We start from the raw sequence: 12,804 nt of genomic DNA on the forward strand, positions 1-12,804 counted from the left end.
TGCTGCGTGGAGAAGCCGGGGAGACGGGGGGCGGACCCCGTCTCCCCGGCTTCGTCGTTCACCGGGCCAGTGCGTGGGGCTACTGGAGACCGGTGTGGATCGCGTTGGCCAGCTCGCCGTTCGTGGTGTCGCCGCTGAACTCCCAGAAGAAGGCGCCCTTGAGGCCCTGCTGCTTGGTCCAGCTCATCTTCCCGGCGATGGTGGCGGGGGTGTCGTAGCTCCACCAGTTGCTGCCGCACTTGGCGTAGGCCGTGCCGGCGACGGTGCCCGTGGCCGGGCAGCTGCCCTTCAGCACCTTGTAGTCCTCGATGCCCTGCTCGTACGTGCCCGGCGCGGGCCCGGTGGCGGTGCCGCCGGGGGCGTCCTGGGTGACGCCGGTCCAGCCGCGGCCGTAGAAGCCGATGCCGAGGTTGAGCTTGGAGCCGGCGATGCCCTTGCCCTTGAGCTTGGTGATCGCGGCCTCGGAGTTGAAGCCGGCGATCGGGATGCCCGCGTACGAGGTGAGCGGGGAGTGCGGGGCGGTCGGGCCCTTGGCGTCCCAGGCGCCGAAGAAGTCGTACGTCATGACGTTGTAGAAGTCCACGTACGGGGCGGCGCCCGCGTAGTCCGCGAGGTCGAGCTTGCCGCCGTTGGAGCCGTCGGCGGAGATGGCGGCCGTCACCAGGTTGCTGCTGCCGAACTTGGTGCGCAGCGCGGACAGTACGTTCTTCAGGGAAGCGGCGCCGCTGGTGTCGCAGGACAGGCCGCAGGCGTTCGGGTACTCCCAGTCGATGTCGATGCCGTCGAAGACGTCGGCCCAGCGCGGGTCCTCGACGAGGCTGTAGCAGGAGTCGGCGAAGGCGGCGGGGTTCGCCGCGGCCTGGCCGAAGCCGCCGGACCAGGTCCAGCCGCCGAACGACCACAGCACCTTGACGTTCGGGTACTTCGCCTTGAGCTTGCGCAGCTGGTTGAAGTTGCCGCGCAGGGGCTGGTCCCAGGTGTCGGCGACGCCGTCGACGCTCTGGTCCGCGGTGTAGGCCTTGTCGTAGTCGGCGTAGGCGTCACCGATGGTGCACTTGCCACCCTGGACGTTGCCGAAGGCGTAGTTGATGTGGGTGATCTTCGCGGCGGAGCCGGAGGTGACCAGGTTCTTCACGTGGTAGTTGCGTCCGTAGACGCCCCACTCGGTGAAGTAGCCGAGCTTGACCTTGCCGCCCGGGTCCGGGGGAGTGGTGCCGCCGCCCGTCGTGGTGACCGAGACAGAGCCGGAGGTCGGGCCCGTCTGGTCGGCGGTGTCGCGGGCGGTGACGCTGTACGTGTACGTGGTGCCCTTGGTCAGGCCGGAGTCGGTGTAGCTCGTACCGGTGACGGTCGCGATCTTGGCGCCGCCGCGGAAGACGTCGTAGTTCTTGACGCCCTTGTCGTCGGTGGCCGCTGCCCAGCCGATGGTCAGCGAGGTGTCGGTGACCCCGCTCGCGGTGGGCGTGCCGGGTGCCGACGGCGGGCTGTCGGTGGGGGTGCCGCCTCCGTCGCAGGAGCCGCCGTTGACCTTGCAGCCGCTGGGGGCGCCAGAGCCGGCGCCGTTGAAGCCGAAGCTGATGGTGGCGCCGGGGGCGAGGGTGCCGTTCCAGCCGACGTTCTTGCCGGTCCAGTGGGTGCCGGAGTTGGTGACGGTGGCGTCCCAGGCGGAAGTGACCGTCGTACCGGAGGGGTAGTCCCACTCCACGGTCCAGCTGGTGAGGGTGGTGGTGCCGGTGTTCTTCACCGTCCACTTGCCCTCGAAACCGGAGCCCCAGTCGGAGACCTTGGTGTACGTCGCCGTCGCGGAGGCGGCGGCCTCGGCGGGGCCGGCCAGGGCCACGAGTCCGGCGACGGGCAGGGCGAAGGCGGCCACGGTCGCGGCGAGCCTTCTGAAGAGACGGATGCGGGGTGGGGGTGCTGCGCTCAAGGGTGCTCCTCCGTAGGTCCGTCGTGGCCGTGGGGCCGACTACGACATGGGGGTGGGACCTGCGCCGCCCGTGAGCACGCTTGTCATGGCACGCTCACCACAGTTCCGGTGAGCGTAGAAAGGTCTGGACCAACCGTCAAGAGGTCCAGACCTCCACTCCAGTGCGCTCCTAGAGCCCCAACTCCCGGGCCAGCACGGCCGCCTGCACCCGGCTGCGCAGCTCCAACTTGCCCAGCAGCCTGCTGACGTGCGTCTTCACCGTCGCCTCCGCCATCACCAGACGCCCCGCGATCTCCGCGTTCGACAACCCCTCGCCCAGAGCGCCGAGCACCTCCCGCTCCCGACGCGTCAGCGAGGCGACCGCCGCGGCCGTCTCCGGCGCCACCGCGGCCTTCGCGGCCCGCGGCGCCGCGAACTCGGCGATCAACCGCCGGGTCACCGCCGGGGCGATCAGACCCTCCCCGCGCGCGACCGTCCGTACCGCCTCGATCAGCTCCGCCGCGTCCGCGTTCTTCAGCAGGAAGCCCGCCGCGCCGGCGCGCAGGGCGCCGAACACGTACTCGTCGAGGTCGAAGGTGGTCAGCACCAGCACGTCGGCCAGCCCCTCCGCGACCACCTGACGGGTCGCCGCCACCCCGTCGAGCCGCGGCATCTGCACGTCCATGAGCACGAGGTCCGGCCGCAGCTCCCGGGCCAGACGCACCGCCTCCTCCCCGTCGGCGGCCTCCCCCGCGACCTCGATGTCGCCCGCGCTGCGCAGGATCAGCACCAGCCCGGCCCGTACCGCGCTTTGGTCCTCCGCCACCACGACCCGGATGGTCATGCGTTCACCGCCTTCTCCTCGGCGGGCAGGACCGCCCGCACCCGCCACACCGATCCCGACCGCCCCGCCGTGAACTCCCCGCCCAGCAACTCTGCCCGCTCCCGCATGCCGACCAGCCCGGCCCCCGAGCCGGGGGCGCGGGGCCCCGGCCGGTCCCCGCACGGGGAGTCCACCTGCACGGTCAGCATCCCTGCGTCCCCGCGGTCGCGCGCCACACCGACCCGTACCGTGCCCGGGGCGGCGTGCTTGAGGGCATTGGTCAGCGATTCCTGGACGATCCGGTACGCAGCCAGCTCCACGGGCGCCGGCAGCGGCTCCCCGGGCGGCCGGTCGTCGTGGAGTACGAAGTCCAGCCCGCTCGCGGCGCCGTTGACACGGGCCTGCGCCAGGAGGGCGTCGAGACCGTCGAGCGACGGAGTGGCGACCGCCTCCTGCTCCGCTCCCGCATCGCGCAGCAGTCCGATCAACCGACGCATTTCGGCCAGACCCTGCACGCTGTTCTCCCGGATCACCCCGAGGGCCTCGCGGCTGGTCCCGGGGGAGTCGATCGAGAGCGCGGCAGTGGAGTGGATGGCGATGGCGGACAGGTGGTTGGCCACCATGTCGTGCAGCTCCCGGGCCATCCGGGCGCGCTCGGCGACGACGGCCTGACTGCGGTCCATCTCGGCCAGCAGCGCGGTCTGCTCGGCACGCAGCCGGGCGGCCTCGGCGGCCTCGCGATGGTTGCGCAGGGTGGCGCCGGTCAGGGCCGGGCCGAAGCTCACGATGCCGGTGATCACACCGATCATCAGGGCCTGCGGGGTGCGCAGCCAGGCCACGGAGGCGATGGTGACGGCGATGGTGACCAGACCGGTGGAGACCGGGAGCCGCCGGGCCATGGCGGGCTTGCCGTAGACGACGGCCGCGTACACCAGGTCCGTGAAGATCAGGACGGTGCCGAGGTTGCCCACGGTGAACTGGTCGGCGATCACTCCGAGCGTGCCCACGCCCAGGGTCACGTTGGGGGCGGTGCGGCGCAGCAGCTCCATCGGGCCGAGCACGAGGAGGGGGACCAGGGCCGCCCAAGCGGGGAAGAAGTGCCGGTTGTTGGTGCTGTAGATGCCGAGGGACCAGAGCAGCAGGCCCGCGAGGACGCTGAGCACCGCAAGGAGGACGTCGTCGCGGTGGGGGCGGAAGGTCCTGGCGGGCGAGAGCGAGGGCGAGGGCGAGGGCGCTGTCGCGGTCGGGCTGGACTTCGGGATCACGGTCCCATCCAACAGGGTGCGGGAGGGCCGTGCCTCACCGTCGGGGCTGAGGTCGGGTGGGGTCGCACTACACCGAAGGATGCAGTCACGGTTCGTCACCAGCGACGACGAACGGGCATCGATCGGGCGGGAGCCTGGAAGCGCCGGTCGCCGAAGGACCGACCGGAAGGGACCGGAACGGAACGGAACGGAGACACCCGTGCTTGTCGCCCTGATCATCGCCTGCGAGATCGGCTTCTGGGTGCTGCTGGCCGGTGGACTGGCGCTGCGCTACCTCGCGAAGATGCCCCGACTCGGGGTGGCGGTCCTGCTGTGCGAACCGCTCCTGGAGCTGACCCTGCTGGTGGTCACCGCGCTGGACCTCAAGAACGGGGGCGAGCCGAGTTGGACGCACGGTCTGGCCGCGCTGTACATCGGCTACACCGTCGGCTACGGCCACTACACGGTGAAGTGGCTCGACCGGCACGCGGCGTACCGGTTCGGCGGGGGTCCGAAGCCGCCCGGTGCCACGTACGGCAGGGCCAGGGCGGTCCACGAGTGGAAGCTGTGGACCCGCACCCTGGTCGGCGCCGTCGTCGCCCTCGGGCTGCTCCAGGCCGCGATCTGGTACGTGGGCGACGCCGCAGCGACCAGCGGGATGCGGACCTGGCAGTTCGCAGCCCTGCGGGTGCTCGGCATCCAGGCCCTCATCGCCGCCACGTACACCTTCTGGCCGCGCAAGCCCCCGGCGGGCGCCCCGGTGGGTGCCTCGCCGGAGGAACCCTCACCGGCCGAGCGCTAGCGTTCGCCGCCCGGCACCCAGAGGACGTCCCCGACCTCCTTGTTGGCCGTACGGGCCAGGATGAACAGGAGGTCGGACAGGCGGTTCAGGTAGGTCGCGGTCAGCGGGTTCATCACCTCGCCGTGCACCTCCAGCGCCGCCCACGTGGAGCGCTCGGCACGCCGGACCACCGTGCAGGCCTGGTGCAGCAGGGCGGCGCCGGGGGCGCCGCCGGGGAGGATGAAGCTGCGCAGCTTCTCCAACTCCTCGTTGAAGCGGTCGCAGTCCGCTTCGAGCTTGTCCACGTAGAACTGCTCGACGCGCAGGGGCGGGTACTCGGGGTTCTCGACGACCGGGGTGCACAGGTCGGCGCCGACATCGAACAGGTCGTTCTGCACCCGGACCAGCACCTTCACCACGTCCGCCGGCAGGCTGCCGAGGGCGATCGCCGTGCCGATGGCCGCGTTGGCCTCGTTGGCGTCGGCGTAGGCGGAGATCCGCAGGTCCGTCTTGGCCGTGCGGCTCATGTCGCCGAGCGCGGTCGTGCCCTTGTCGCCGGTGCGGGTGTAGATGCGCGTGAGGTTCACCATGCGGCCAGAGTAATGAGGCCCGCTGGAACATCGCACGCGGCGGGGGCCGCGCGACCGGCACCGCCCGCTGCCGGGCCCGAGAGGATCAGGAGGTGCCCGGAAGGTGGAGAGGTGGTGCTTTGAGCGACATGTTCGGAATCTGACAGCAGGCTGAACTGGGCCAGCGCATCGACGTCTTGGCGAACTTCCCGGAGTCGCGCTCCGCGGGCGACCCCGCGTTGCGCCGGGAGGCGGCACCGGCGCCGCAGCGCGGCGCGACTGCGGTCGATCGAGGCGCGGTTGGCGGGCGGGGACGACTGAGCCGTCCCGGTGTGATGTCCGTCATCTGAGACGTGACGCGTGTTACTTCGCGGTCACACCAACGCTCACGAGCGCTAGTCTCCGCCGGAGAGGCTACGAGACTGGGCCGTCTAAGAACGAGGGGTGTGCAGTGGCTGGGAAGCTCGCCGTCATCGGTGCCGGACTGATGGGTTCCGGAATCGCTCAGGTCTCCGCTCAGGCGGGGTGGGACGTCGTACTGCGTGACGTCACCGACGCCGCGCTGACCCGCGGAACCGACGGGATCAAGGCCTCGTACGACAAGTTCGTCTCCAAGGGCAAGATGACGGCCGAGGACGCGGAAGCCGCGCTCGGCCGCATCAAGACGACCACCGACCTCGACGCGGTCGCCGACGTCGACATCGTGGTCGAGGCCGTCTTCGAGAAGCTCGAGGTCAAGCACGAGATCTTCCGTGCGCTCGACAAGCTCGTGCGGGACGACGCGATCCTGGCGTCCAACACCTCCGCCATCCCGATCACCAAGATCGCGGCCGTGACGGAGCGTCCGGAGCGGGTCGTCGGCGCGCACTTCTTCTCGCCCGTCCCGATGATGCAGCTCTGCGAGCTCGTCCGCGGCTACAAGACGAGCGACGAGACCCTCGCGACCACCCGGGCGTTCGCCGAGTCCGTCGGCAAGACCTGCATCATCGTCAACCGTGACGTCGCCGGCTTCGTGACGACCCGTCTCATCTCCGCCCTGGTCGTCGAAGCCGCGAAGCTGTACGAATCGGGCGTGGCCTCCGCCGAGGACATCGACATCGCCTGCAAGCTGGGCTTCGGTCACGCCATGGGGCCGCTCGCCACCGCAGACCTCACCGGCGTGGACATCCTGCTGCACGCCACCAGCAACATCTACACCGAATCCCAGGACGAGAAGTTCGCGCCGCCGGAGCTGATGCGCCGCATGGTGGACGCGGGTGACTTCGGCCGCAAGAGCGGGCAGGGCTTCTACAAGCACTGAGACATCGAGGCACTGAGCGCCAGTTCGAATACTGCACCCTTACGGGTGAATTAGGTATCGGTTCGCTCACGGTCGGCAACTTCCTCGCCCGAGTGGCAGTCAGTTGCAGAGAGAGTTGCCGACCACGGACCAGTCGGACCCTACGTACCCAGGACTGCCGGGAGCACACATGCACATCAGGGGCGACCACGCCGAACTCGCTGTCGGGGGTCGCCTCGACGTGCGCAGCGCGGCGGACGCCCGTACGGCCCTCCACGCCGCCCTCGACGACGGCCACGGCGACCTCGTGCTGGACCTGACCGGACTCGACTCCTGGGACGCCACCGGACTCGGCGTGATCATGGGAGCCCACCGGCGGGCCGGTCGGACCGGCCGCCGCCTCGTCCTGCGCGGGGTGCCGCCGCAGATGCAGCGGCTCCTCGTCGCGACCCGCCTGCACCGGATCCTCGCGATCGAGGGCGGCCTGGAAGCGGAATCCCTCCCGAGGGTCTGACGCGGTCCGTCCTTCGCGTTTCCTGCGGAAACGTAACGGTCCGGTGGTGATGGCACCCCTGCGGTTTCCCGTACGACCGGGCACCGTCTAGGGTTCGGGCGGAAACCGGACCCGTAGCGACAGCGGAATGTGCGAAGGCCGGACGGTACGACGGCGACGGCGCAGAGCGCGATCGGGGGACTAGGTCATGGACCGCACGCAGGGGCAGCCCGAACCGGTGGAGCAGCCCCCGACGGCGCCCGTACCCGCCACGGCCCCGCAGACGGGACCCGCGGAGCCCCCGGCACCCACCCCCGTCGCACGGGTCGTCACCCTCACCGCCGGGGACTTCACGCTCACCGTGAACCCCGTCGACGGCAGCGAGATCGAGCCCCGCCGGCCCGGCACCGGCGGCAGCGTCCCCGCCAGGCGCGACGCGGTCGCCCGCAGCGCCCTGGACGCCGCCGCGCGGCCTCCCGTCCTACCCGGATCCGCCGCCCTGGCCCGGCCGCTGCTGGCGCGCGAGGAGGAACGGGACCGGCTCGTACGGCTGCTGGGCCGCGGCCGGTCCGTACGGCTGACCGGCGCCCCCGGATCCGGCCGCAGCGCCCTGCTCGACGCGGTCGCCGCCCACTGCGCGAACCTCGCGCCCGACGGCGTCGTACGGCTCAGCGGGTACGGGCACCAGCAGCCGGGCGAGCTGCTCCACGCGCTCTACGCCACCGTGTACGAGGCTTCGGAGGAACGGCCCGGGCGCACCCAACTCCTGGCCCGCGTGCGGGACATCGGAGCCATCGTCATCCTCGACGACCTGGAGATGGGCGGCGCCCCCCTCGACGAGCTGCTGCGCGCCACCCCCGAGTGCGCCTACCTGCTGGCCGCCACCCCCGACACCCGCGCCCCCTCCGAAGACTCGCACCTGGAGGAGGTCTTCCTCGGGGGACTGGGTCGGGCGGACTGCGTGGAGCTGCTGGAGACGGGCATCGGAAGGCCGTTGACCGAAGAGGAGACCGCCTGGGCGGCGGACCTGCGCTTCGCGTCCGAGGGGCTGCCGCTGCGCTTCGTCCAGGCCGCCGCACTGCTGCGGCAGCGCGACGAGCGCAACCTGGCCCCGGCCGAGGACGACGACGAGGAGCCCGGGGTCTTCGAAGAGCGGCCCCGCGACGCGGAATTCGTCCCGTTGCCGACGCTGGCCGAGGGCGCGGCCCCCGCCGAGCTGCTCGCCTCCCGGGTCAGCGAGTCGGCGCGGGCGGCCCTGCGCATCGCGTGCGCGCTGGGCGGGGAGATGCCGCACCACGCGCACCTGCCGGCGCTGGTGGGGGACACCCACGCCGACGCGGCGGTCGCGGAACTGCTGGGCTGCGGGCTACTCACGCCGGTCGGCCCGCGCTTCCGGCTGGCCGAGGGGGTCGCACGGCAGCTGGAGGAGGCGGGGTTCGGGGACACCGCCGCGGAGGAGGCCCGTACGGCCGCCCGCCACTACGCCTGGTGGACCGGACACGCCTCGGTGACCCCGGAGCGGGTCGCCGCCGAGGCGGACGCCGTGCTGGCCGCGCTGGCCGGCGCCGATGTGGTGGCCGCCGTACTGCTGGCCAGGACCGCGGCGCCGGCCTTCGCGGCCTCGCGCCACTGGGAGGCGTGGGAGCGGGTGCTGCGCTCGGGAGCGGAGGCCGCCCGGAAGGCCGGAGAGGTCGCCGAGCAGGCGTACTTCCACCACGAGATAGGCGTACTCGCGCTGTGCGAGGGGCGGTTGGACCGGGCGCGGGCCGAACTGGAGGCGTCGATCGGGCTGAGGGGTGCACTCGCCGACAAGCGGGGCACGGTCGCGGGGCGGCGGGCGCTCGCGCTCGTCACGGACCGCGAGGCGGCGGGGGTGGAGGTATCGCCGCCGCTGCGGCTGGAGCCGCCGGTGGTCGCGCCCGTTGCCCCGGCGCCCGCGGCGCCCGCTGCGCCCGCGGCGTCGGTTGCGCCTGCTGCCGTGCCTGCTGCGGCTGCGGCTGCGGCTGCCGAGGCCGTCACGGCGGTGGTGCCGGTGATCAAGCGGACGGAGACGCCGGCCACGCTGTCGGAGGTGTTCGAGGATGCCTTCCCGCTCAACCCGAAGCCGACGGTGGCGGTGCCGGTCGTGCCCGCGCCGGCCGCGCGGTCGCGTCGCAAGCCCGTGCTGCTGGCGGCGGCGGGAGCCCTGACGGTGGTGGTGCTCGGCACCGTGGTGAGCCTGGCGATGTCCGGGTCGGACCCCGACACCAGCAGCGAGTTCTCGAACGGTCCGGCAGCGTCGTCGACGCCGACGTCGACGACGACGTCCTCCGGGTCGGGGGGCGGAGGGAACGATCCTTCACCCGATCCGGGGGCGCCCGCCGCGCAGGCCCCGTCCACGGAGCCGAGCCAGGGGGCCACGGGGTCGAGCCCGGCGAGCCGTGCACCGTCGCGCCGGCCGTCCTCCGCGCCGCCCTCGCGCACCCCGTCGTCGACCCCGCCGACGCAGCCGTCCCCGGATCCCGTCGCAACTCCGACGCCGAGTGTGCCGCAGTCCCCGACGCCCGCGCCCACGCCCACGCCCACGGGAACGGGGACGACCCAGGTCAGCCCGTCGTCCAGCGGAGCGTGACTGGTCCGGCGGGGCATGCCGCCGCCCCTTCCCGGAACCGGGACGGGGCGGGGGCGGGAGCCGGCGGCGACGCCGCGCGGATCCCGCGTCAGAACAGGCGGAGCTTGTCGTCCTCGATGCCGCGCAGGGCGTTGTAGTCCAGGACCACGCAGTCCATGCCCCGGTCCGTGGCCAGGACGCGGGCCTGGGGCTTGATTTCCTGGGCCGCGAAGACACCCCGGACCGGGGCCAGGTGCGGGTCGCGGTTGAGGAGTTCCAGGTAGCGGGTCAGCTGCTCGACGCCGTCGATCTCGCCGCGGCGCTTGATCTCCACCGCCACCGTCGCGCCGGAGGCGTCCCGGCACAGGATGTCCACCGGGCCGATCGCCGTCATGTACTCGCGCCGGATCAGCGTGTAGCCCTCGCCCAGTGTTTCGATCCGGTCGGCCAGCAGTTCCTGGAGGTGTGCCTCGACGCCGTCCTTGATGAGCCCGGGGTCGATGCCCAGCTCGTGGGAGGAGTCGTGGAGGACTTCCTCCATGGTGATGATGAGCTTCTCGCCCGCTTTGTTGACGACCGTCCAGACGCCGACATCGTCTCCGCTCCCCTCCTTGAGGGTGCACGGGGGGGACATCCAGTTGAGCGGTTTGTACGCCCGGTCGTCCGCGTGGATCGAGACACTGCCGTCGGCCTTCACGAGGATCAGACGGGGTGCCGAGGGCAGATGGGCGGTGAGCCGGCCCGCGTAATCGACGGAGCAGCGGGCAATGACGAGACGCATGGTCGGCAACGCTACTCGACCGAGGGCCCTCCACGCGATTCGCCCCCGAAAGCCCCGTTCGCGGATGGCGCGTTGTATGCGCATTCTCCTGGTGCGGCACCCAGTGGGCGCCTACCGTGGTGAGCGGGAGGTCGTCGAGCGTGCACTCTGCGTCGCGATCTCCTTCCCTGCCCGTAAGACTCCGGCAACCCAATGGCCGGGGTCGCGAGAGGAGAACCCATGTCGCTCGACGTCTCACCGGCCCTACTCGAACAGGCCGAGCGAGGCGAGGTCGACGAAGCCGCTTTCGTCGACTGCGTCCGGACCTCCCTGCCTTTTGCGTGGGAGATGATCAGCTCGCTGGTGGCCCAGCTGAAGGTGGACGGCGGAGAGTTCGCCGACAACCAGACGCCGCCGCCCGACGAGCAGGCGCGCGGGCAGCTGCTGCGCGCTCTCGCGAGTGACGCGATACGCGGTGCGCTGCAGCGGCACTTCGGGGTGCGCCTCGCATTCCAGAACTGTCACCGTGTGGCGGTGTTCCCGCTGGATCCTTCCTCGGACGACAGGCTGGCCAAGTTCACGTCGATCCGCGGCCAGCTGCTCAACCAGTCTCCGGAGCTTCGGGACTGCTGAGCGCACGACCGGCACGACCCGCACCACCTGCTCGACCCGCACCACCTGCTCGACCGTACTTCGCTGCCGCTCCGTATCGCGGGACGCACCACTGATACCGGAGCGGCAGCTTCAGTCGAGGCGGGGCAGGACCTCGGCGCCGAGGCGCCGTACGTTCTCCTCCGTCGCGGCGAGATCGCCGGACCCCTCCGTCACCAGTGCGAACCGTGTGATGCCCGTCCGTTCCGCCGTGGCCGCCAGCCGGTCGGCCGCCAGCCGCGGGGTGCCCACGGGGTGCAGATCACAGAGCAGTTCCGTGTAGGCGACGGGATCCCGCATCGTGCGCTCACGGCCGTCCACGGTCACGTGCGCTTCCAGCCCCTGCCTCAACCAGCCCGGCATCGCCTTCGTCAGGGCTTCGCGGGCGTCCACCGTACGGTCCGCCAGCTGGCACACGCCCGCAGACACGTGCGGGGCCTGCGGGCACTGGCCCGCCGCCGCGGCCGTGCGCCGGTAAAGGGCGACCATCTCCGCCTTGTCCTCGTCCCCGCAGTGCATGCCCAGCAGCATCGGCAGGCCCCGCTCCGCGGCCATCCGTACCGATGCGGGGGAGGTGCAGGCGACGATCACTTCCGGCCCTGATCCGTCCCCGTCCAGCGCTTCCGCAGGCCGGGGTACGACGGCCACTTCACGGAACCGGTACCGCCCGCCGGCAGCCGCCACGCGCGGCTCGACCAGCCAGCGCCGCAGCAGGTCCAGGTCCTGCGGGAACTCCTTCTCGTAGGCGTCGAGGCCGCCGCCGAACACCTCCAGGTCCACCCATGGCCCGCCCCGGCCCACCCCCAGGGTGAACCGGCCGCCCGAGGTGAGGTGGAGCAGCGCCGCCTGCTCCCCGAGGGCCACTGGGTGCGTGCTCGGCAGCACGCTGACCGCCGTACCCACCCGTAGCCGTCGGGTCCGCCCCAGGAGCAGGGCCGCCAGGGTCACGGCCGACGGGCACACCCCGTACGGGACGAAATGGTGCTCGGCCAGCCAGACCGAGTCCAGCCCGGCCTCCTCGGCCGCCTCGGCCGTCCGCACCGCCCGGTGCAGCGCCTCCCCCTGCCCCTGGCCCGGGAACTGGGCCGCCAGTACAAACGCTCCTACACGCATCGCCTTTACCTTCCTCGTGGCTGACGCGGCCTCCCCCAGGTGGACCGGTTCTTCCTATGGCAACAACGTCTGACACGTGCCAAAGGCACGGCCTGACAGGAAAGTTATTGGGATAGTCAGGCCAGTCGTCGTCATTGCGCGTGCTCTGTCAGCCACCCTGCGGTGACCCGGCCTCGCTGCGCGTAGTCTGGGAGAAAGTCACTGCCGTCCGCCCATCCGTGAGGTATACGTGTCACCGCGCCACAACCGCCCCAGGGGCGGCGGGAATCCAGCTGACCGTCCGGAACCGGGCTCGGGCTCCGGTTCGGGAGGCCTGGACCGGTTCGGGCTGGAGCGCACCGAGGAGTACCAGGGCGAGGAGTGGAAGGTCCGGCACGTCGCGGGCGCGAGCGCGGCGGGCAAGCGCTACCGCTGCCCGGGCTGCGACCAGGAGATTCCCTCCGGCACGCCGCACCTGGTGGCCTGGCCCGAGTACGGCGGCGTGGACGACCGGCGGCACTGGCACAAGGCCTGCTGGAACGCGAAGGACCGCCGCACCTCGCGGGTGCAGCGGTCCAGGAACGCGCCCAGGTACTGAGCGGGTCCGAGCTCGCGT

Annotated in this window: 12 protein-coding genes; 6 read left to right on the plus strand and 6 right to left on the minus strand. The window is 71.8% G+C overall.

Annotation, left to right across the window (positions count from 1 at the left end; all coding sequences use genetic code 11):
• Positions 1–79 precede the first annotated feature (79 nt).
• The 3 genes from ABZZ20_RS14495 to ABZZ20_RS14505 all read right to left on the minus strand — a co-directional run bounded on the left by ABZZ20_RS14495 (position 80) and on the right by ABZZ20_RS14505 (position 3,892).
• Positions 80–1,903, minus strand: a complete 1,824-nt coding sequence (locus ABZZ20_RS14495) for a glycoside hydrolase family 18 chitinase (RefSeq protein ID WP_356869917.1) — start codon at positions 1,901–1,903, stop codon at positions 80–82.
• Positions 1,904–2,096: 193 nt separating this feature from the next.
• Positions 2,097–2,750, minus strand: coding sequence for a response regulator transcription factor (locus ABZZ20_RS14500; protein WP_356869744.1), 654 nt, complete (start codon positions 2,748–2,750; stop codon positions 2,097–2,099).
• A complete protein-coding gene (locus tag ABZZ20_RS14505) occupies positions 2,747–3,892 on the minus strand; it encodes a histidine kinase (protein ID WP_356869918.1) in 1,146 nt (381 codons plus the stop codon). The genes ABZZ20_RS14500 and ABZZ20_RS14505 overlap by 4 nt, the downstream gene beginning before the upstream one ends.
• A 301-nt stretch (positions 3,893–4,193) precedes the next feature.
• Between ABZZ20_RS14505 and ABZZ20_RS14510 the strand changes: the two genes are divergently transcribed.
• Positions 4,194–4,775, plus strand: coding sequence for a hypothetical protein (locus ABZZ20_RS14510; protein ID WP_356869745.1), 582 nt, complete (start codon positions 4,194–4,196; stop codon positions 4,773–4,775).
• Here the strand turns inward: ABZZ20_RS14510 and ABZZ20_RS14515 are convergent.
• The gene (locus ABZZ20_RS14515) at positions 4,772–5,344 is read right to left on the minus strand and encodes a cob(I)yrinic acid a,c-diamide adenosyltransferase (protein ID WP_356869746.1); all 573 of its coding nucleotides are present in this window, start codon (positions 5,342–5,344) and stop codon (positions 4,772–4,774) included. The genes ABZZ20_RS14510 and ABZZ20_RS14515 overlap by 4 nt on opposite strands.
• Positions 5,345–5,774: 430 nt before the next feature.
• Between ABZZ20_RS14515 and ABZZ20_RS14520 the strand changes: the two genes are divergently transcribed.
• The 3 genes from ABZZ20_RS14520 (at position 5,775) to ABZZ20_RS14530 (ending at position 9,706) form a co-directional block, all read left to right on the plus strand.
• Entirely contained in the window at positions 5,775–6,623 is an 849-nt protein-coding gene (locus ABZZ20_RS14520; protein WP_356869747.1) for a 3-hydroxyacyl-CoA dehydrogenase family protein, read from the plus strand.
• 169 nt (positions 6,624–6,792) lie between these two features.
• The gene (locus ABZZ20_RS14525; protein ID WP_133896866.1) at positions 6,793–7,116 is read left to right on the plus strand and encodes an STAS domain-containing protein; all 324 of its coding nucleotides are present in this window, start codon (positions 6,793–6,795) and stop codon (positions 7,114–7,116) included.
• A gap of 187 nt (positions 7,117–7,303) precedes the next feature.
• Positions 7,304–9,706 carry an ATP-binding protein gene (locus tag ABZZ20_RS14530; protein WP_356869748.1) on the plus strand — a complete coding sequence of 801 codons (2,403 nt, stop codon included), beginning with the start codon at positions 7,304–7,306 and terminating at the stop codon, positions 9,704–9,706.
• 88 nt (positions 9,707–9,794) lie between these two features.
• On the opposite strand, the gene nucS is transcribed toward ABZZ20_RS14530, so the two are convergent.
• Entirely contained in the window at positions 9,795–10,466 is a 672-nt protein-coding gene (gene nucS, locus ABZZ20_RS14535) for an endonuclease NucS (protein WP_356869749.1), read from the minus strand.
• A gap of 219 nt (positions 10,467–10,685) precedes the next feature.
• Between nucS and ABZZ20_RS14540 the strand changes: the two genes are divergently transcribed.
• Positions 10,686–11,078, plus strand: coding sequence for an SCO5389 family protein (locus ABZZ20_RS14540; protein WP_030153794.1), 393 nt, complete (start codon positions 10,686–10,688; stop codon positions 11,076–11,078).
• Between the two features lie 111 nt (positions 11,079–11,189).
• Here the strand turns inward: ABZZ20_RS14540 and ABZZ20_RS14545 are convergent, their stop codons facing one another.
• The gene (locus ABZZ20_RS14545) at positions 11,190–12,209 is read right to left on the minus strand and encodes an LLM class flavin-dependent oxidoreductase (protein ID WP_356869750.1); all 1,020 of its coding nucleotides are present in this window, start codon (positions 12,207–12,209) and stop codon (positions 11,190–11,192) included.
• Between the two features lie 229 nt (positions 12,210–12,438).
• On the opposite strand from ABZZ20_RS14545, the gene ABZZ20_RS14550 reads away from it, so the two are divergent.
• Entirely contained in the window at positions 12,439–12,786 is a 348-nt protein-coding gene (locus ABZZ20_RS14550; RefSeq protein WP_356869751.1) for an ATP/GTP-binding protein, read from the plus strand.
• The last annotated feature ends 18 nt before the right edge of the window (positions 12,787–12,804 follow it).

Source organism: Streptomyces sp. NPDC006430 (genome assembly GCF_040612395.1).
GTDB lineage: Bacteria > Actinomycetota > Actinomycetes > Streptomycetales > Streptomycetaceae > Streptomyces.